At 68.3% G+C, this 18508-nt stretch carries 31 protein-coding genes; 30 read left to right on the top strand and 1 reads right to left on the bottom strand.

Annotation, left to right across the window (positions count from 1 at the left end; genetic code table 11):
• Positions 1-145 precede the first annotated feature (145 nt).
• On the bottom strand, positions 146-976 hold the full coding sequence (locus tag ACODR5_RS00155; RefSeq protein WP_488982358.1) for a DUF559 domain-containing protein: 831 nt from the start codon (positions 974-976) through the stop codon (positions 146-148).
• A gap of 1131 nt (positions 977-2107) precedes the next feature.
• On the opposite strand from ACODR5_RS00155, the gene rpsJ reads away from it, so the two are divergent.
• From rpsJ to rplQ, 30 genes are all read left to right on the top strand, one after another.
• Positions 2108-2416 (top strand): 30S ribosomal protein S10, encoded by a 309-nt coding sequence (rpsJ, locus tag ACODR5_RS00150; protein ID WP_449854584.1) that lies wholly within the window; start codon positions 2108-2110, stop codon positions 2414-2416.
• A gap of 8 nt (positions 2417-2424) precedes the next feature.
• A complete protein-coding gene (gene rplC / locus ACODR5_RS00145) occupies positions 2425-3084 on the top strand; it encodes a 50S ribosomal protein L3 (protein WP_449854585.1) in 660 nt (219 codons plus the stop codon).
• Between the two features lie 5 nt (positions 3085-3089).
• Positions 3090-3749: a 50S ribosomal protein L4 gene (gene rplD, locus ACODR5_RS00140; RefSeq protein ID WP_449854586.1), complete on the top strand. Its 660-nt coding sequence runs from the start codon at positions 3090-3092 to the stop codon at positions 3747-3749.
• Positions 3746-4045 carry a 50S ribosomal protein L23 gene (gene rplW / locus ACODR5_RS00135; protein WP_488982357.1) on the top strand — a complete coding sequence of 100 codons (300 nt, stop codon included), beginning with the start codon at positions 3746-3748 and terminating at the stop codon, positions 4043-4045. Before rplD ends, rplW begins: the two co-directional genes overlap by 4 nt.
• Positions 4046-4073: 28 nt before the next feature.
• Positions 4074-4913 (top strand): 50S ribosomal protein L2, encoded by an 840-nt coding sequence (gene rplB / locus ACODR5_RS00130; RefSeq protein WP_449854588.1) that lies wholly within the window; start codon positions 4074-4076, stop codon positions 4911-4913.
• Between the two features lie 11 nt (positions 4914-4924).
• A complete protein-coding gene (rpsS, locus tag ACODR5_RS00125) occupies positions 4925-5206 on the top strand; it encodes a 30S ribosomal protein S19 (protein WP_067024749.1) in 282 nt (93 codons plus the stop codon).
• Between the two features lie 23 nt (positions 5207-5229).
• Positions 5230-5628 (top strand): 50S ribosomal protein L22, encoded by a 399-nt coding sequence (gene rplV, locus ACODR5_RS00120; RefSeq protein ID WP_449854589.1) that lies wholly within the window; start codon positions 5230-5232, stop codon positions 5626-5628.
• The gene (gene rpsC, locus ACODR5_RS00115; protein WP_261167064.1) at positions 5628-6380 is read left to right on the top strand and encodes a 30S ribosomal protein S3; all 753 of its coding nucleotides are present in this window, start codon (positions 5628-5630) and stop codon (positions 6378-6380) included. The genes rplV and rpsC overlap by 1 nt, the downstream gene beginning before the upstream one ends.
• A complete protein-coding gene (gene rplP, locus ACODR5_RS00110) occupies positions 6380-6799 on the top strand; it encodes a 50S ribosomal protein L16 (protein WP_197220281.1) in 420 nt (139 codons plus the stop codon). The genes rpsC and rplP overlap by 1 nt, the downstream gene beginning before the upstream one ends.
• Positions 6799-7104, top strand: a complete 306-nt coding sequence (gene rpmC / locus ACODR5_RS00105; RefSeq protein WP_449854590.1) for a 50S ribosomal protein L29 — start codon at positions 6799-6801, stop codon at positions 7102-7104. The genes rplP and rpmC overlap by 1 nt, the downstream gene beginning before the upstream one ends.
• Positions 7104-7406 carry a 30S ribosomal protein S17 gene (gene rpsQ / locus ACODR5_RS00100; protein WP_449854591.1) on the top strand — a complete coding sequence of 101 codons (303 nt, stop codon included), beginning with the start codon at positions 7104-7106 and terminating at the stop codon, positions 7404-7406. The genes rpmC and rpsQ overlap by 1 nt, the downstream gene beginning before the upstream one ends.
• Positions 7407-7409: 3 nt before the next feature.
• Positions 7410-7778, top strand: a complete 369-nt coding sequence (rplN, locus tag ACODR5_RS00095; protein WP_449854592.1) for a 50S ribosomal protein L14 — start codon at positions 7410-7412, stop codon at positions 7776-7778.
• A gap of 3 nt (positions 7779-7781) precedes the next feature.
• Positions 7782-8141: a 50S ribosomal protein L24 gene (gene rplX, locus ACODR5_RS00090; protein WP_449854593.1), complete on the top strand. Its 360-nt coding sequence runs from the start codon at positions 7782-7784 to the stop codon at positions 8139-8141.
• A 2-nt stretch (positions 8142-8143) separates the two neighbouring features.
• Positions 8144-8737 (top strand): 50S ribosomal protein L5, encoded by a 594-nt coding sequence (rplE, locus tag ACODR5_RS00085; protein ID WP_488982356.1) that lies wholly within the window; start codon positions 8144-8146, stop codon positions 8735-8737.
• A 154-nt stretch (positions 8738-8891) separates the two neighbouring features.
• A complete protein-coding gene (gene rpsH / locus ACODR5_RS00080; RefSeq protein ID WP_449854595.1) occupies positions 8892-9290 on the top strand; it encodes a 30S ribosomal protein S8 in 399 nt (132 codons plus the stop codon).
• A 6-nt stretch (positions 9291-9296) separates the two neighbouring features.
• A complete protein-coding gene (gene rplF, locus ACODR5_RS00075; protein WP_449854596.1) occupies positions 9297-9833 on the top strand; it encodes a 50S ribosomal protein L6 in 537 nt (178 codons plus the stop codon).
• 2 nt (positions 9834-9835) lie between these two features.
• Complete coding sequence (gene rplR, locus ACODR5_RS00070) at positions 9836-10195, top strand: 50S ribosomal protein L18 (RefSeq protein ID WP_449854597.1); 360 nt, start codon at positions 9836-9838, stop codon at positions 10193-10195.
• Positions 10192-10899, top strand: coding sequence for a 30S ribosomal protein S5 (rpsE, locus tag ACODR5_RS00065; RefSeq protein ID WP_449854598.1), 708 nt, complete (start codon positions 10192-10194; stop codon positions 10897-10899). The genes rplR and rpsE overlap by 4 nt, the downstream gene beginning before the upstream one ends.
• On the top strand, positions 10899-11084 hold the full coding sequence (gene rpmD, locus ACODR5_RS00060) for a 50S ribosomal protein L30 (RefSeq protein ID WP_449854599.1): 186 nt from the start codon (positions 10899-10901) through the stop codon (positions 11082-11084). Before rpsE ends, rpmD begins: the two co-directional genes overlap by 1 nt.
• Positions 11084-11545, top strand: a complete 462-nt coding sequence (gene rplO / locus ACODR5_RS00055) for a 50S ribosomal protein L15 (protein ID WP_449854600.1) — start codon at positions 11084-11086, stop codon at positions 11543-11545. The genes rpmD and rplO overlap by 1 nt, the downstream gene beginning before the upstream one ends.
• Positions 11546-11651: 106 nt before the next feature.
• Entirely contained in the window at positions 11652-12977 is a 1326-nt protein-coding gene (gene secY / locus ACODR5_RS00050; RefSeq protein WP_449854601.1) for a preprotein translocase subunit SecY, read from the top strand.
• Positions 12974-13567, top strand: a complete 594-nt coding sequence (locus ACODR5_RS00045) for an adenylate kinase (protein WP_460816974.1) — start codon at positions 12974-12976, stop codon at positions 13565-13567. Before secY ends, ACODR5_RS00045 begins: the two co-directional genes overlap by 4 nt.
• A gap of 1 nt (position 13568) precedes the next feature.
• On the top strand, positions 13569-14411 hold the full coding sequence (gene map, locus ACODR5_RS00040; RefSeq protein ID WP_488982355.1) for a type I methionyl aminopeptidase: 843 nt from the start codon (positions 13569-13571) through the stop codon (positions 14409-14411).
• Positions 14412-14437: 26 nt separating this feature from the next.
• Entirely contained in the window at positions 14438-15115 is a 678-nt protein-coding gene (locus tag ACODR5_RS00035; protein WP_488982354.1) for a DsbA family protein, read from the top strand.
• Between the two features lie 152 nt (positions 15116-15267).
• Positions 15268-15486: a translation initiation factor IF-1 gene (gene infA, locus ACODR5_RS00030; RefSeq protein WP_029151296.1), complete on the top strand. Its 219-nt coding sequence runs from the start codon at positions 15268-15270 to the stop codon at positions 15484-15486.
• A gap of 59 nt (positions 15487-15545) precedes the next feature.
• Positions 15546-15662, top strand: coding sequence for a 50S ribosomal protein L36 (gene rpmJ / locus ACODR5_RS00025; protein ID WP_055821300.1), 117 nt, complete (start codon positions 15546-15548; stop codon positions 15660-15662).
• A 144-nt stretch (positions 15663-15806) separates the two neighbouring features.
• A complete protein-coding gene (rpsM, locus tag ACODR5_RS00020) occupies positions 15807-16181 on the top strand; it encodes a 30S ribosomal protein S13 (RefSeq protein ID WP_449854605.1) in 375 nt (124 codons plus the stop codon).
• 27 nt (positions 16182-16208) lie between these two features.
• Entirely contained in the window at positions 16209-16607 is a 399-nt protein-coding gene (gene rpsK / locus ACODR5_RS00015; protein WP_261167082.1) for a 30S ribosomal protein S11, read from the top strand.
• A 151-nt stretch (positions 16608-16758) separates the two neighbouring features.
• Positions 16759-17748: a DNA-directed RNA polymerase subunit alpha gene (locus ACODR5_RS00010; protein ID WP_449854606.1), complete on the top strand. Its 990-nt coding sequence runs from the start codon at positions 16759-16761 to the stop codon at positions 17746-17748.
• A gap of 38 nt (positions 17749-17786) precedes the next feature.
• Positions 17787-18383 (top strand): 50S ribosomal protein L17, encoded by a 597-nt coding sequence (rplQ, locus tag ACODR5_RS00005; protein WP_460816967.1) that lies wholly within the window; start codon positions 17787-17789, stop codon positions 18381-18383.
• The last annotated feature ends 125 nt before the right edge of the window (positions 18384-18508 follow it).

The raw sequence follows: 18508 nt of genomic DNA, 5'->3' as shown, positions 1-18508 counted from the left end.
GGGGCTTCGGCCCGTCTCCACGGCTCGCGAGGAGATCCCGGCTCGAGAGGACGGGTTGGGCGGGATGGATCCTCGGGAACGGGGATCCCCTCTCTATCCGGGTGGGCCGGGTCCCGGCGCTCGAACCGGGCGGCGGCTGGGCCGATCAGGCCGACGGCGCCAGGTGAAGTCCCTGCGCGATGGCGCGGAGGATCACATCGAGCACGCCGGGCCAGTCGTCGTTGAGCTGGCCGATGCCCATGCGGATGACGGTGTAGCCGTGCAGGCGCAGGAGCGCATCGTGCCGGATGTCGCGCTCGCGCTGCGCGCCGACGTGATGGCCGCCGTCGAACTGCAGGACGAGGCGCTCGCCGATGAGAAGATCCACGCGGCTTCCGTAGAGCCACACCTGCTGGACGATTCGCACGGGCAACCACCTCAGACGGTGGATGATGATCGTCTCCGGCCCGGAGTCCGCGAACGGCGTCGCGCGAGCCAGCACCTCGCGGGCGGCGGGGCGCCACGGCAGCCGCCGCAGGGCGTGGATGTCGACGAGCTGAGCGTGCAGCGCGCCCTCCCAGGTCGCGAGCGCCTGCTCCCGCGGCTGGCACTCCGCCACGGCAGCGAGGACGTTCTCGATCGGATCGTTCAGCCGACCGGGCTGGCGCAGCACGACGGGGCGGCTCCAGTGCACGCGCCAGCCGGAGGCACGCACGGCTCCGGAGTGCGCCGGCGCGGCGGCGTGCGGCGTGCGGTCGTTGCCCGCCCAGATGCCGAGCCGCCTCGCCTGGGTCACGCAGGTGATCACGACGCCCGCCCGCGCGGCGTCGACGAGCATCGGATCCGCCCCGGGCGCGGCGAGCCAGCCTCGTCGGGGCCGCGTAAGCGCGCCGCTCGCGAGGGCGCGGCGGATCGCGTGATCGCCGACGCCCGCTTCGCGCGCATGCCGCGTGAGGGCGACGCCGCCCGCCGATCGCACGAACTCCACCGGATCCATGTCCCGATCCTGCGTCCCGTGGCGCTCCCGGCGGATGTTGTCCACAGGCGGATCGCCGCGCGAGCCGGATCGGCCGCCTGTGAGCGGGCCCAGGGGCGAGAGAGCCGCAGCCGATGTTGCGGCTCGCCACCGCTCGAGAGGAGATCCCCGTTCCCGAGGGCGTTTTGTGGGCGCCCGGTCCTCCGGAGCGGGGATCTCCTCGGGAACGGTGGCCGGTGGGTCGGGGCCGTTTGTGTCCGCCGGTCAGGGGGACTGCCGGCCGGCCGGCGGAAGTCGGTGCCGGGGATCCCGGATCGGCACCGGTCGAGAGGAGATCCCCGTTCGGGAGGGCGTCTTGGGGGCCGCCGATCCTCGGGAACGGGGATCTCCTCGGCAGCGGCGGAACCTGAACGGGATCGCCCGAGCCGCGGCCGGTCGGGTGGGCGGCGGTCGGTCCCCGGGGATCGAGGCCACGGGCCGAGAGGTGATCCCGGTTCGGGAGGACGTTTCGGGCGAATCCGGTCCTCTGGAACGGGGATCTCCTCAGGAACGGTGGGGCGTGGACGGGGCCCTGGGCCTCGGCTGGACGGGTAGGCGGCGGCCCCGGGGGATCGCGGCCACCGGCCGAGAGGTGATCCCGGTTCGGGAGGACGTTTCGGGCGAGTTCGGTCCTCTGGAACGGGGATGTCCTCGGGAACGGGGCCCGGACTCACCTCGCCCGGGCTCCACGCCCACCCCGCCCGCCCGGGCCCCACCCCTGCCCGGCCCACCCACGCCGCGGATCGCCCGGCTGGGAGTGGGCTGATCGGGTGGGGGCGGGGGCCGGGGAGCCGCGGAACGACGCGGATCGCGGCGCGACACGCCCGGGTTGCAGGAAAGTCCCGTGCGATGGCAGAATAGACAGGTTCCACATTCCCGCGTGCGCCATGCGCGGCGGGATCACTGTCACGACAGTGCACAGACGGCACGGGATCTCCGGATCCGGGATGCAGGGTTCTGGGCCGCGGGCAGGGAAACGATCACACACCCCACTTGCTCGGTTTCTTGCCGCGCGCCCGTGGGACTGACATGTGAACAGAGGCCCGAAGGGTATCCGGAGGGTACGTGCGTCCAATGCCCGTGAGGTACGACGCTGAAGAGAGTGAGAGATAGATGGCGGGACAGAAGATCCGCATTCGCCTGAAGTCGTATGACCACGAGGTCATCGACTCCTCGGCGCGCAAGATCGTCGACACGGTCACGCGCGCGGGCGCCCAGGTCGTGGGCCCCGTGCCCCTTCCGACGGAGAAGAACGTGGTCACCGTGATCCGTTCGCCCCACAAGTACAAGGACAGCCGCGAGCACTTCGAGATGCGCACGCACAAGCGCCTCATCGACATCGTCGACCCCACCCCGAAGGCGGTCGACTCGCTCATGCGTCTGGACCTCCCGGCCGACGTCAACATCGAGATCAAGCTCTGAGGTTCGACATGGCTGACATCAACACGAAGACTTCCAAGGGTCTGCTCGGCAAGAAGCTCGGCATGACCCAGGTGTGGAACGAGAACGGCAAGCTCATCCCCGTCACGGTGATCGAGATCCAGCCGAACGTCGTCACCCAGGTCCGCACGCCCGAGAAGGACGGCTACAACGCCATCCAGATCGCCGCGGGCGCGATCGACCCCCGCAAGGTGAACAAGCCCCTCACGGCCCACTTCGAGGCCGCGGGCGTCACCCCGCGCCGTCACCTCACGGAGATCCGCACCGCCGACGCCGCTGACTACTCACTCGGTCAGGAGCTCACGGTGGATGGGACCTTCGAGGCCGGCCAGCTCGTCGACGTCGTCGGCACGAGCAAGGGCAAGGGCACCGCGGGTGTCATGAAGCGCCACAACTTCAAGGGCGTCGGCGCCTCGCACGGTGCGCACCGCAACCACCGCAAGCCCGGTTCGATCGGCGCCTCGTCGACCCCGAGCCGCGTCTTCAAGGGCATGCGCATGGCCGGCCGTATGGGCCAGGAGCGCGTGACCGTCCTCAATCTCACGGTCCACGCCGTCGACGCCGAGAAGGGTCTGCTGCTCGTCAAGGGCGCCGTCCCCGGCGCGCGCGGCCGCACCGTGTACGTCCGCAACGCTGTGAAGGGGGCCTGAGTTAGATGACTGACTCGACTCTCGCTCTGGACGTCCAGGGCACCGACGGCAAGAAGGCCGGCTCGGTCGAGCTGCCCGCCTCGGTGTTCGACGTCAAGACGAACATCCCGCTCATCCACCAGGTCGTCGTCGCGCAGCTCGCGGCGGCTCGCCAGGGCACGCACTCGACCAAGCGTCGCGGCGAGGTCTCGGGTACCGGCGCCAAGCCGTTCAAGCAGAAGGGCACCGGCCGCTCGCGCCAGGGCTCGATCCGCCAGCCCGAGCACCGCGGCGGTGGCATCGTCCACGGCCCGAAGCCGCGCGACTACTCGCAGCGCACCCCCAAGAAGATGATCGCCGCCGCCCTCGCGGGCGCACTGAGCGACCGTCTGCGCGGCGGCCGCCTGCACGTGGTCGAGTCGTTCGGCACGGAGGCACCCTCGACGAAGGCCGCGGCGAAGTACCTCGCCCAGGTCGCGCCGTCGAAGAAGGTCCTCGTCGTGCTCGACCGTTCGGACGACTACGGCTGGCTGAGCGTGCGCAACCTCGAGAACGTGCACGTGCTCACGCCGGACCAGCTCAACGCCTACGACGTGCTCGTCGCCGACGACATCGTCTTCACCAAGGCCGCCTTCGACACGTTCGTCGCGTTCAAGACGGTCGCCACGAAGGAGGTCTCGGCATGACCGCCGTCCAGAAGGACCCGCGTGACATCATCCTGAAGCCGGTGGTGTCGGAGAAGAGCTACGGGCTCATCGACGAGGGCAAGTACACCTTCCTCGTGGACCCCCGTGCGAACAAGACCGAGATCAAGCTCGCGATCGAGAAGATCTTCGATGTCCAGGTCGCCTCGGTGAACACGATCAACCGCGTCGGCAAGGCGCGCCGCACCCGCTTCGGCGTCGGCAAGCGCAAGGACACCAAGCGCGCGATCGTCACGCTCAAGTCGGGCACCATCGACATCTTCACGGCCGTCGCCTGACGCCCACGAAGGATTAGAGAGAACGAATATGGCTATTCGCAACTACAAGCCCACGACGCCCGGTCGTCGCGGCTCGTCGGTGGCCGACTTCGCGGAGATCACCCGGTCGACGCCGGAGAAGTCGCTGCTGCGTCCGCTCGCCAAGACGGGCGGCCGCAACAACCAGGGCCGCATCACCACCCGCCACATCGGCGGTGGACACAAGCGCCAGTACCGCGTCATCGACTTCCGTCGTGACGACAAGGACGGCGTCAACGCCAAGGTCGCTCACATCGAGTACGACCCCAACCGCACGGCGCGCATCGCGCTGCTGCACTTCGTCGACGGCACGAAGCGCTACATCCTCGCGCCGAACAAGCTGCAGCAGGGCGACATCGTCGAGTCGGGCCCGAACGCCGACATCAAGCCCGGCAACAACCTGCCGCTGCGCAACATCCCGACCGGTACGGTGATCCACGCGATCGAGCTCCGTCCCGGCGGCGGTGCGAAGATGGCTCGCTCGGCCGGCGCCTCGGTGCGTCTCGTCGCCAAGGACGGCCCCTACGCGCAGCTCCGTCTGCCGTCGGGCGAGGTCCGCAACGTCGACGCGCGCTGCCGCGCCACGATCGGCGAGGTCGGCAACGCCGAGCAGTCGAACATCAACTGGGGCAAGGCCGGCCGCAAGCGCTGGAAGGGCGTCCGCCCGACCGTGCGCGGTGTCGCCATGAACCCGGTCGACCACCCGCACGGTGGTGGTGAGGGCAAGACGTCCGGTGGTCGTCACCCCGTCTCGCCCTGGGGCCAGTCCGAGGGTCGTACCCGTCACGCCAACAAGGAAAGCGACAAGCTCATCGTGCGTCGCCGCACCGCCGGTAAGAAGCGCAAGTAGGAGTCAAGAAGATGCCACGCAGTCTGAAGAAGGGCCCCTTCGTCGACGAGCACCTGCTTCGCAAGGTTGTCTCGCAGAACGAGGCGGGTACCAAGAACGTCATCAAGACCTGGTCGCGTCGCTCGATGATCGTCCCGGCCATGCTGGGCCACACGATCGCCGTGCACGACGGTCGCAAGCACATCCCCGTGTTCGTGACCGAGGCCATGGTCGGCCACAAGCTGGGCGAGTTCTCGCCCACCCGCACCTTCCGCGGCCACGAGAAGGACGACAAGAAGGGCCGTCGCCGCTGACGCGGTGACGCAGAGGAGAAGAAATGGTGGAGTCCATCGCACGCGTGCGACACATCCGCGTGACCCCTCAGAAGGCTCGTCGTGTCGTCGCTCTCATCAAGGGCAAGCAGGCCGAAGAGGCCCTCGCCATCCTGAAGTTCGCGCCGCAGGCGGCGTCGGAGCCGATCTTCAAGCTCGTTGAGTCCGCTATGGCCAACGCGCAGGTGAAGGCCGACCGCGACGGCGAGTACCTGGACCAGCGCGATCTGTACGTTGCGAACGCCTTCGTGGACGAGGGGACGACGCTCAAGCGCTTCCGTCCCCGCGCCCAGGGTCGCGCGTTCCAGATCAAGAAGCGCACGAGCCACATCACGGTCGTGCTCTCGACGCCGGAGGTCGCGGACACGGCCGCTGCCGGCGCTGACAAGAAGGCGAGCAAGTAATGGGCCAGAAGGTCAACCCGTACGGCTTCCGCCTCGGCATCACCACGGACCACGTCTCGCGCTGGTTCTCTGACTCGACCAAGCCGGGTCAGCGGTACGCCGACTACGTGGCCGAGGACATCAAGATCCGCAAGCTCCTCACGACGACGCTCGACCGCGCCGGCGTGAGCAGCATCGAGATCGAGCGCACCCGCGACCGCGTGCGCGTCGACATCCACACCGCGCGTCCGGGCATCGTCATCGGCCGCCGCGGTCAGGAGGCCGAGCGCCTGCGCGGCGAGCTCGAGAAGCTCACCAAGAAGCAGATCCAGCTGAACATCCTCGAGGTGAAGAACCCCGAGGCCGACGCGCAGCTGGTCGCCCAGGGCATCGCCGAGCAGCTGAGCGCCCGCGTGGCGTTCCGCCGCGCGATGCGCAAGGGCCTGCAGGGTGCGCAGCGCGCCGGCGCCAAGGGCGTCCGGATCCAGGTCTCGGGCCGCCTCGGCGGCGCGGAGATGAGCCGCTCGGAGTTCTACCGCGAGGGTCGTGTGCCGCTGCACACGCTGCGCGCGAACATCGACTACGGCTTCTACGAGGCGAAGACCACCTTCGGCCGCATCGGCGTGAAGGTCTGGATCTACAAGGGCGACCTCACCAACAAGGAACTCGCGCGTGAGCAGGCGAACATGAAGCCCGCTCGCGACCGTGGCGGCCGTCGTGGCCCGCGTCGTGACGACGCTGCCCCGAAGGTCGCGGAAGGAGCTTCGGCGTAATGCTCATCCCCCGCAAGGTCAAGTACCGCAAGCAGCACCACCCCAAGCGGGATGGTCAGGCGACCGGCGGCACCAAGGTCTCGTTCGGTGAGTTCGGCATCCAGGCCTTGACGCCCGCGTACGTGACGAACCGTCAGATCGAGGCAGCTCGTATCGCCATGACGCGTCACATCAAGCGCGGCGGCAAGGTGTGGATCAACATCTACCCCGACCGTCCGCTCACGAAGAAGCCCGCCGAGACCCGCATGGGTTCCGGTAAGGGCTCGCCGGAGTGGTGGGTCGCGAACGTCAAGCCGGGTCGCGTCCTCTTCGAGGTCGCGGGCGTCAACGAGCAGCTCGCTCGTGAGGCCCTGACCCGTGCCATTCACAAGCTGCCTCTCAAGGCACGCATCATCAAGCGCGAGGAGGGCGACGCGTAATGGCGATCGGCACCAAGGAGCTCGCCGTCAGCGAGCTCGACACGTTCGAGGACCAGCGCCTCGTCGAGGAGCTGCGCAAGGCCAAGGAGGAGCTGTTCAACCTGCGCTTCCAGTCGGCCACCGGGCAGCTCGAGAGCCACGGTCGCATCCGCGCCGTGAAGCGCGACATCGCGCGGCTCTACACCGTCATCCGTGAGCGCGAGCTGGGCATCCGTGCCACGCCCGCTCCGGTCGAGGCGAAGGCCAAGAAGAGCAAGGCGAAGAAGGCCGCAGAGCCGGCTGTCGCTGAAGGAGAGGCTGAGTGATGGCCACCCAGAAGAAGGCTGGCGCCGAGCACGACGTGCGCGACGCCGACGCCCGCGGCTACCGCAAGTCGGCCCGTGGTTACGTCGTGAGCGACAAGATGGACAAGACGATCGTCGTCGAGGTCGAGGACCGCGTGAAGCACGCGCTCTACGGCAAGGTCATCCGCCGCACGAAGAAGCTCAAGGCGCACGACGAGCAGAACAGCGCCGGCATCGGCGACCTCGTTCTGATCCACGAGACCCGTCCGCTGAGCGCCACGAAGAACTGGCGCCTGGTCGAGATCCTCGAGAAGGCGAAGTAATCCATGATTCAGAATGAATCCCGCCTCAAGGTCGCCGACAACACCGGCGCGAAGGAGCTGCTCACCATCCGCGTGCTCGGCGGTTCGAACCGCCGCTACGCGGGCGTGGGCGACACCATCGTCGCCACCGTCAAGGACGCGATCCCCGGCGGCAACGTGAAGAAGGGCGACGTCGTCAAGGCGGTCGTCGTCCGCACTGTCAAGGAGACGCGTCGTCCCGACGGCTCGTACATCAAGTTCGACGAGAACGCCGCCGTGATCCTGAAGAACGACGGGGAGCCCCGCGGCACCCGCATCTTCGGACCGGTCGGCCGCGAGCTTCGTGACCGCAAGTTCATGAAGATCGTCTCGCTCGCCCCGGAGGTGCTGTAAGCCATGGCGAACATCAAGAAGGGCGACCTGGTCCAGGTCATCACGGGCGCCAAGCAGGACCGCGGCGGCGACCGCGGCAAGCAGGGCAAGGTCCTCGAGGTCATCGACGGCGGCAACCGCATCGTCGTCGAGGGCGTGAACTTCATCACCAAGCACAACCGCGTCGGCCAGACGCAGCGTGGCACCAAGACCGGTGGCATCGAGACCTACGAGGCCCCGATCCACGTGTCGAACGTCGCGCTCGTCGACCCCGAGACCAAGAAGCCGACCCGCGTGGGCTTCCGCCTCGAGGAGCAGGTCAAGGACGGCGTCAAGAAGACTGTTCGCGTTCGCTACGCGAAGAAGTCTGGTAAGGACATCTGACAATGAGCACGGACACCGCTGCGCAGGCTGGCAAGATCCAGCCGCGCCTGAAGCGGGTCTACCGCGAGGAGATCCGCCAGAAGCTGCAGGACGAGTTCGGCTACGCGAACGTCATGCAGACCCCCGGCCTGGTCAAGGTCGTCGTGAACACGGGTGTCGGCGAGGCCGCGCGCGACAGCAAGGTGATCGAGGGCGCCATCCGCGACCTCGAGCAGATCACCGGCCAGAAGCCGTACGTCACGAAGGCCCGCAAGTCGATCGCGCAGTTCAAGCTGCGCGAGGGCCAGGCCATCGGCGCGCACGTCACCCTCCGCGGTGACCGCGCGTGGGAGTTCCTGGACCGCCTGATCTCGCTCGCCCTGCCCCGCATCCGCGACTTCCGCGGCCTCTCGGACGCGCAGTTCGACGGGAACGGCAACTACACCTTCGGTGTGCAGGAGCAGTCGATCTTCCACGAGATCGACCAGGACAAGATCGATCGCGTCCGCGGCTTCGACATCACCGTCGTCACCACGGCGAAGACGGACGACGAGGGCCGCGCCCTGCTGCGCCACCTCGGCTTCCCCTTCGTCAACAAGGCGACGCAGGCCGCCTGAGACCTCGGTCTCGGGTAAACCGCTGTGAATGCCGGGCTCCGGTTTTGCCGGGCCCGGCATTCTCGCGGACAATTGAAGATCGCATTTCTCACGTCGTGGAAGGTCGTCTGTCGTGTAACGGCAGCCGAAACCTCATGAACAAAGGAACACTCTTATGACCATGACAGACCCGGTCGCAGACATGCTGACCCGGCTGCGCAACGCGAACTCGGCGCACCACGACTCCGTGACCCTGCCGTCGAGCAAGCTGAAGACGCACATCGCGGAGATCCTCAAGCAGGAGGGTTACATCGCCGCGTGGGAGGAGACCGACGCGCGCGTCGGCAAGAACCTCACGCTCACGCTCAAGTACGGTCCCAACCGCGAGCGCTCCATCGCCGGCATCAAGCGCGTCTCGAAGCCCGGCCTCCGCGTGTACGCCAAGTCGAACGAGCTCCCCCGCGTGCTCGGCGGACTCGGCGTCGCGATCCTGTCCACCTCGTCTGGCCTCCTCACGGACCGCCAGGCCGAGCAGAAGGGCGTGGGTGGGGAAGTCCTCGCCTACGTGTGGTGATCTGACATGTCGCGAATCGGACGTCTTCCCATCGACATCCCCGCCGGCGTCACCGTGACGGTCGACGGGCAGCAGGTGGCCGTCAAGGGCCCGAAGGGCGAGCTCGCCCTCACCGTGGCCAAGCCCATCGAGGTCAAGGTCGAGGAGAACCAGGTTCTCGTCACCCGCCCCGACGACGAGCGCGAGTCGCGCTCGCTGCACGGCCTGACGCGCACCCTGATCAACAACAACATCATCGGCGTGACCGAGGGCTACACGAAGGGCCTCGAGGTCGTCGGCACCGGTTACCGCGTGGCGCAGAAGGGCTCGGCCGTCGAGTTCGCCCTGGGCTTCTCGCACCCCGTGACCGTCGAGCCGCCTGCCGGCATCACGTTCACCGTCGAGGGCAACAACAAGCTCACGGTGAGCGGCATCGACAAGCAGGCCGTGGGCGAGGTCGCCGCCAACATCCGCAAGATCCGCAAGCCCGAGCCCTACAAGGGCAAGGGTGTGCGCTACGCGGGCGAGCAGGTCCGCCGCAAGGCCGGAAAGGCTGGTAAGTAATCATGGCTGTGAAGTCGAAGTCCGTCGCGCGCAAGCGCCGTCACATTCGCCTTCGCAAGAAGGTCGCAGGCACGCCCGTCCGTCCCCGGCTGGTCGTGACCCGTTCGGCGCGTCACGTTTTCGTGCAGCTCGTCGACGACAGCAAGGGCCACACGCTGGCCAGCGCCTCCACCCTCGAGACCGAGCTGCGCTCGCTCGACGGTGACAAGACGGCCAAGGCCCGCAAGGTCGGCGAGCTTCTCGCCGAGCGCGCGAAGTCGGCCGGTATCACCGACGCGGTGTTCGACCGCGGCGGCAACCGCTACGCCGGTCGCGTCGCCGCGATCGCCGAGGGCGCCCGCGAAGGAGGGCTGAACCTGTGAGTGACAACAAGGAGACCCCAGTGACCGCCGATCAGGCAGCGACCGCCGAAGCAGCCGCTCCGGCCGTGGCCGAGCAGGCCGCCGGCACCGAGCCGCGCGACGACCGTCGTGGTGGCCGCGGTGGCCGCGACAACCGTCGTCGTGACAACGACCGCGGTGGCCGCGGCGCCGACAGCCAGTTCCTCGAGCGCGTGGTGACCATCAACCGCGTCTCGAAGGTCGTCAAGGGCGGTCGCCGCTTCAGCTTCACGGCACTCGTGGTCGTGGGCGACGGCAACGGCGTCGTGGGCGTCGGCTACGGCAAGGCCCGCGAGGTGCCCCTGGCCATCTCGAAGGGCGTCGAGGACGCCAAGCGCAACTTCTTCCGCGTGCCCCGCGTGGGCAGCACCATCCCGCACCCGGTGCAGGGTGAGGCCGCCGCGGGCGTCGTGCTGCTTCGTCCGGCCGCCGCCGGTACCGGTGTCATCGCCGGTGGCCCGGTGCGCGCCGTGCTCGAGTGCGCCGGCATCCACGACGTGCTGTCGAAGTCGCTCGGCTCGTCGAACACGATCAACATCGTGCACGCGACCGTCGAGGCCCTGAAGCAGCTCGAGGAGCCGCGCGCGGTCGCCGCGCGCCGTGGCCTCGACTTCGATCAGGTCGCCCCGGCGCGTCTGGTCCGTGCGGAGGCCGAGGCCGCCGCCGCTGCGAAGGTAGGTGCCTGATGGCTGCGCGTCTGAAGGTGACGCAGATCAAGTCCAAGGTGAGCGAGAAGCAGAACCAGCGCGACACGCTGCGCTCGCTCGGTCTCAAGCGGATCGGCGACTCGGTCGTCCGTCCCGACGACCAGCAGACGCGCGGATACGTCCGCGCGGTCGCTCACCTCGTCCAGGTTGAGGAGATCGACTGATGGCTGAGAACAACTCCGAGCGCGGCAGCGTTCTGAAGGTCCACCACCTCCGTCCCGTCCCGGGCGCCAACACCGCGAAGACCCGCAAGGGTCGCGGTGAGGGCTCGAAGGGCAAGACGGCCGGCCGCGGTACCAAGGGCACGAAGGCCCGCAACACCGTGCGCGTCGGCTTCGAGGGTGGCCAGATGCCGCTGCACATGCGCACCCCGAAGCTGCGCGGGTTCAAGAACCCGTTCCGCGTCGAGTACCAGGTCGTGAACCTGGACAAGCTCGCGGAGCTCTACCCGCAGGGCGGCGACGTGACCGTCGCCGACCTCGTGGCCAAGGGCGCGGTCCGCAAGAACGAGAAGGTCAAGGTTCTCGGGAACGGCGACATCACGGTCGCGCTGAACGTGTCGGTCGACAAGGTCTCCGGCTCGGCAGAGCAGAAGATCGTCGCCGCCGGCGGCAGCGTCAAGTAACGCATCGCAGAGGGGTCGGGATCCGGAAGGGTCCCGGCCCCTCTTGCGTTAGGCTGGTGCAGGCTCCGCCGCGGGCGGGGCCGCAAGTTTCCAGGGAGGCAACCCCTTGTTCAGCGCCATCGCGCGGATCTTCCGCACGCCGGATCTGCGGCGGAAGATCGGTTTCACCATCGGGATCATCGTGCTCTACCGGCTCGGTGCCCACGTGCCCGCGCCCTTCGTGCACTTCCCGAACGTCCAGAGCTGCATCGATCAGACGTCGGGCGCCGAGGGCCTGCTCTCCCTGGTCAACCTCTTCTCCGGCGGTGCCCTGCTGCAGCTGTCGATCTTCGCTCTCGGCGTCATGCCGTACATCACCGCGACGATCATCGTGCAGCTGCTGCGCGTGGTCATCCCGCACTTCGAGACCCTCTACAAGGAGGGCCAGTCGGGCCAGGCCAAGCTCACGCAGTACACGCGCTACATCACGATCGCGCTCGCGCTGCTGCAGTCGACCACGCTCGTCACGGTCGCCCGCACGGGGCAGCTGTTCGGCGTCACCGGCATCGCGGAGTGCAACCAGCTTCTCGTGAACGACGTGTGGTGGGCGCAGCTGCTCGTCATCATCTGCATGACGGCCGGCACCGGCCTCATCATGTGGTTCGCCGAGCTCGTCACCGAGCGCGGCGTGGGCAACGGCATGTCGCTGCTCATCTTCACGTCGATCGCCGCGACCTTCCCCGGCGCCATGAGCGCCATCTGGCAGGCGCAGGGCTTCGAGATCTTCCTGCTCGTGCTCGCCGTGGGCGTGCTGCTGATCGGACTCGTGGTGTTCGTCGAGCAGTCGCAGCGCCGCGTGCCCGTGCAGTACGCCAAGCGCATGGTCGGCCGCCGCACGTACGGCGGCACCAACACGTACATCCCGATCAAGGTGAACATGGCGGGCGTCGTGCCGGTCATCTTCGCGTCGTCGCTGCTGTACATCCCGGCCCTCATCGCGCAGTTCAACGCGACGCCCGACGCCGAGGGGAACGTGCCCGAGTGGGTCACGTGGATCAACACGTACTTCACGAACGGCGACCACTGGCTGTACATGCTCGTGTACTTCCTGCTGATCATCGGGTTCACGTACTTCTACGTGGCGATCACGTTCAACCCGGTGGACGTCGCCGACAACATGAAGAAGTACGGCGGGTTCATCCCCGGCATCCGCGCCGGCCGCCCGACCGCCGAGTACCTCGACTTCGTGATCACGCGCATCACGTTCCCCGGCGCGATCTACCTCGGCCTGATCGCGCTCATCCCGCTGATCGCACTGGCCACCGTGCAGGCGAACCAGAACTTCCCGTTCGGCGGCGCGTCGCTGCTGATCATGGTGGGCGTCGGCCTGGAGACGGTGAAGCAGATCGACGCGCAGCTGCAGCAGCGCCACTACGAAGGACTCCTCCGATGACCACACGACTCCTCATCGTCGGCCCGCAGGGGTCGGGCAAGGGCACGCAGGGCGTGCGGATCGCCGAGGCGTTCGGGATCCCCGTGGTCTCGACGGGCGACATCTTCCGCGCGAACATCAAGAACAACACGCCGCTCGGCCAGAAGGTGAAGGCGATCACCGACGCCGGCGACCTCGTGCCGGACGAGGTCACGAGCGAGATCGTGCGCGACCGCCTCGCGCAGGACGACGCGCGCGAGGGCTTCCTGCTCGACGGCTACCCGCGCAACACCGCGCAGGTGGGCCACCTCGACGAGTTCCTGTCGGGCCGCGGCGAGGCGCTCGACGCCGTCATCCTGCTCGACGTGCCGCGCGACGAGAGCCTGAAGCGCCTCACGCTGCGCGCCGAGCAGGAGGGCCGCTCGGACGACACGGCCGAGGTCATCGCGCGGCGCCTGGACATCTACGAGTCGGAGACCGCTCCGATCATCGACCTGTACGAGCCGCGCGGCATCGTGGATCGGATCGACGGCGTGGGCTCGCTCGACGAGATCACGGAGCGCATCTTCGCGGCGCTCGAGGCGCGCGGGCTGGCGCGCGCCGCGGCCTGACGTGTTCCGCCGCTCCGCCTACAAGACGCCCGCGCAGCTGCGCGCCATGGTCGAGCCCGGGCTCATCACCCACGCGGCGCTCGAGGCCGTGCGCGCCGCGATCCGCCCGGGCATGACCACCCTCGAGCTCGACGCGATCGCCGAGGCCGCGATCACCGAGCGCGGGGCGCACTCCAACTTCCAGCTCGTGCCGGGCTACCAGCACACGATCTGCGTGTCGGTGAACGACGAGGTCGTGCACGGCATCCCCGGCGGGCGCGTGCTCGAGCCGGGCGACATCGTCTCGGTCGACTGCGGCGCCGAGACGCCGGACGGCTGGAACGGCGACTCCGCCGTCACGATCGTGCTGCCCGGCGGCGACGCCGAGGTCACTGCGCGCCGGCAGGAGCTGAGCGACGTCACGCGCGGCTCGATGTGGGCGGGGATCGCCGCGCTCGCGACCGCGCGCCACCTCGGCGACGTCGGCGCCGCCATCCAGGACCACATCGAGGCGAACCCGCTCTCGTCCGGCGCGCCCGCCGGCATCCTGCGCGACTACGTGGGGCACGGCATCGGGCGCAGCATGCACGAGCCGCCCACGCTGTTCCACTACCGCACCCCGCAGGCCGGGGCGCGCGTGAAGCCGGGCCTGGCCATCTGCGTCGAGCCGATGATGACCTCCGGGTCGGAGGCGGTGTTCGTCGAGGACGACGACTGGACCGTGACCACGGAGGACGGCTCGGACGGTGCTCACTGGGAGCACAGCGTCGCCGTGCATGATGGGGGAGTGTGGGTGCTGACCGCGCCCGACGGCGGGGCCGAGGGCCTCGCACCGTTCGGCGTCACGCCCGTGCCCCTCGACTGAACCCGCGCAAGACCGACGGAGGAACAATGGCCGCTGCCCGCAAGACCAACTGGGTCGCAATCTGGATCTCGGCGGCCGTCGTGGTCGCCGTCGCGGTCATCGCGGTGCTCGTCGTGCAGATGAACCGGCAGGCCGTGTCGCTCGCCGAGTCGCCCGCGTCGGCGGTCGTCGACGAGGAGACCGGGGCCATCGCCCTCGGCGACGGGCCGAACGTGCTCGAGGAGTACCTCGACTTCATGTGCCCGTTCTGCGAGCGCTACCACGAGACGTACGGCGAGGACGTGGCCGAGCTGGTGGAGAACGGCGAGGTGACCCTGAACGTGCATCCGATCGCCATCCTCGACTCGCAGTCGAACGGCACGCAGTACTCCACGCGCGCGGCCGGTGCGACGTACTGCGTCGCCGAGACGAGCCCCGACGCGGTGTACCCCTTCATCGACGCGCTCTTCCGCGATCAGCCGGGCGAGGGCACGGACGGGCTGACGGACGAGCAGCTCGCGGACCTGGCCTCGGAGGCAGGCGCAGCCGACGCCGAGGCGTGCATCGCCGACGGCGAGTACATGGACTACGTCACGAAGATGACGCCCGAGACGCCGGTCGCCCCCGGCGCGCGGGGGATCAGCACGCCGACCGTGCTGCTGAACGACGAGTTCGTGAGCCTGACCTGGGACCCCCAGGCCGACATCGTCTCGAAGCTGCAGTAAGACCCGCGATCGGGTGGGCGCCGGTTTGCCGAAGCCGGTCGGGTCGTCTACCATGGATCTTTGGTGCCTTGCGCCTTTTTTCGGCGTGTCATCCGGCACCGATCCCCAACCACCGCAGACCGGCCGGTCTGCAAGAGAGCGATAGCGAGTTTATGGCTAAAGACGGTGTCATCGAGATCGAGGGCACGGTGTCCGAGGCGCTGCCGAACGCGATGTTCCGCGTGGAGCTGACGAACGGTCACAAGGTGCTCGCCACGATCTCGGGAAAGATGCGGCAGAACTACATCCGCATCATCCCCGAGGACCGCGTGGTCGTGGAGCTCAGCCCCTACGACCTCACCCGCGGCCGCATCGTCTACCGCTACCGCTGAGTCCGGCCGAGAAGTAACGGCCCCGTCCGCGGGGTACGAAGACAGCGACAGGAAACATCATGAAGGTCAACCCCTCCGTCAAGCCCATCTGCGACCACTGCAAGGTCATCCGCCGCAACGGGCGCGTGATGGTCATCTGCAAGAGCAACCCGCGTCACAAGCAGCGCCAGGGCTGACGTCTTCCGCTTCGGCGGACCGCAGGCTCACAACTCAACACACACCGGCAGGATCAGAACCCGCATCACGCGGGGGACACCTCGGGGCGGAGGCCCGGGCACCGATCCTGCTCCACACCTCCACCGAACAACAGGAGAAGTCGCATGGCACGTCTTGCCGGCGTCGACATCCCGCGCGACAAGCGCGTGGTGATCGCCCTCACGTACATCTACGGCGTGGGCCGTACCCGCTCGAACGAGATTCTCGCTGCCACCGGCATCGACGAGAACGTCCGCGTCAAGGACCTCAGCGACGACCAGCTGGTCGCGCTGCGTGACTACATCGAGGGCAACTACAAGGTCGAGGGTGACCTGCGTCGCGAGGTCGCCGCAGACATCCGCCGCAAGGTCGAGATCGGCTCGTACGAGGGTCTCCGTCACCGTCGCGGCCTTCCCGTGCGCGGTCAGCGCACCAAGACGAACGCGCGTACCCGCAAGGGTCCGAAGCGCACCGTCGCCGGTAAGAAGAAGGCCCGCTAAGCGCGGATTGGCTCAGGAGACTAAATAATGGCTACCCCCAAGACTGCTGCGCGCAAGCCGCGCCGCAAGGAGAAGAAGAACATCGCGCTGGGCCAGGCCCACATCAAGTCGACGTTCAACAACACGATCGTCTCGATCACCGACCCGTCGGGCGCCGTCATCAGCTGGGCGTCGTCGGGTGGCGTGGGCTTCAAGGGCTCGCGCAAGTCGACGCCGTACGCCGCCGGCATGGCCGCGGAGTCGGCCGCCCGCCAGGCGCAGGAGCACGGTGTCAAGAAGGTCGACGTGTTCGTGAAGGGCCCGGGCTCGGGTCGCGAGACCGCGATCCGCTCGCTGCAGGCCGCCGGCCTCGAGGTCGGCTCGATCCAGGACGTGACGCCGCAGGCGCACAACGGCTGCCGTCCGCCGAAGCGCCGCCGCGTCTGACCCGTCGCCCCGGAGCGGTGCGCGCCTTTCGAGGCGCCACCGTTCCGGGGGCTTCGTCGTTCCACCGCGGGCGTCGCGCCCGTCGAGTACAACTCAAGACCTCGAACAACCAAGTGTCATATAGCGGGCACTTGATCGAAAGGAACACATAGTGCTCATCGCACAGCGTCCGACCCTCACCGAGGAGAAGATCTCGGAGTTCCGCAGCCGGTTCGTCATCGAGCCGCTCGAGCCCGGTTTCGGCTACACGATCGGCAACTCGCTGCGTCGCAGCCTGCTCTCGTCCATCCCGGGTGCGGCCGTCACGAGCATCCGCATCGACGGCGTGCTGCACGAGTTCAGCACGATCCCCGGTGTGAAGGAGGATGTCACCGAGATCATCCTCAACATCAAGCAGCTCGTGGTGTCGAGCGAGCGCGACGAGCCGATCACGGCGTACCTGCGCAAGACCGGCGCCGGCGAGGTCACGGCGGCCGACATCTCGGCCCCCGCGGGCGTCGAGGTGCACAACCCCGAGCTGGTCATCGCCACGCTGAACGACACCGCGAAGTTCGAGCTGGAGCTCACGATCGAGCGCGGCCGCGGCTACGTGTCGGCCGTGCAGAACCGCAACGAGTACGCCGAGGCGGGCCAGATCCCGATCGACTCGATCTACTCGCCGGTGCTGAAGGTCGCCTACCGCGTGGACGCCACGCGTGCCGGTGAGCGCACCGACTTCGACAAGCTCGTGCTCGACGTCGAGACCAAGTCGTCGATCGCCCCGCGCGACGCCGTCGCATCGGCCGGCCGCACGCTGGTCGAGCTGTTCGGCCTCGCCCGCGAGCTGAACGTCGAGGCCGAGGGCATCGAGATCGGCCCCGCGCCGGTCGCCGAGGTGCTCTCGAACGAGCTCTCGATGCCGATCGAGGATCTCGACCTGTCGGTCCGCTCGTACAACTGCCTCAAGCGCGAGGGGATCAACACGGTCAGCGAGCTGGTCGCGCTCTCGGAGACGCAGCTCATGAACATCCGCAACTTCGGACAGAAGTCGGTCGACGAGGTGCGCGACAAGCTCACCTCGCTCGGGCTGTCGCTGAAGGACTCGGTGCCCGGCTTCGACGGCGCCAACTTCTACGGCGGCTACGACGACGAGACCGTCTGATCCTCTTCGACTCGACGAAAATCCTGGAGTAACAAGAAATGCCTAAGCCCACCAAGGGTGCCCGCCTCGGCGGCGGCCCCGCCCACGAGCGTCTGATCCTCGCCAACCTCGCGGCGTCGCTCTTCACGCACAAGTCGATCAAGACGACCGAGACGAAGGCCAAGCGCCTGCGTCCGCTCGCCGAGCGCCTCATCACGTTCGCGAAGCGCGGCGACCTGCACGCCCGCCGTCGCGTGCTGTCGGTCATCGGTGACAAGGAAGTCGTGCACGTCCTCTTCACCGAGATCGCGCCGCTGGTCGCCGAGCGTGAGGGCGGCTACACCCGCATCACGAAGGTCGGCAACCGCAAGGGCGACAACGCGCCCATGGCCGTGATCGAGCTCGTGCTCGAGCCGGTCGAGAAGAAGTCGTCGAAGCCCGCCGCGAAGAAGTCGGCTCCGAAGGCCGCTCCCGCCGCGGAGGAGACCCCCGCGGAGGAGACCCCCGCCGAGGAGACCACGGTCGAGGAGACCACCGAGGCTCCGGCCGAGGACACCTCCGCCGAGGCCGGCTCCGAGTCGCCCGAGGAGGGCCAGGCCGCCGAGGAGGCAGCCGAGGACGCCGTCGTCGAGGACGAGGACAAGAAGTCGGAGTGATCCGCTAGGGAAAGCCCCGCACCCGTTTGGGTGCGGGGCTTTTCTTTTCAGAAGCGTCTGCGCCGCTCGGGCACCCGCTGCGCGGGTGCCGCTCGCGTGCTCGCGCCGGCGCTCCCGCGCCGGCG

The sequence above is a fragment of the Microbacterium sp. FG3 genome, from assembly GCF_057809335.1.
This window is presented reverse-complemented; position numbering and strand designations above follow the sequence as displayed.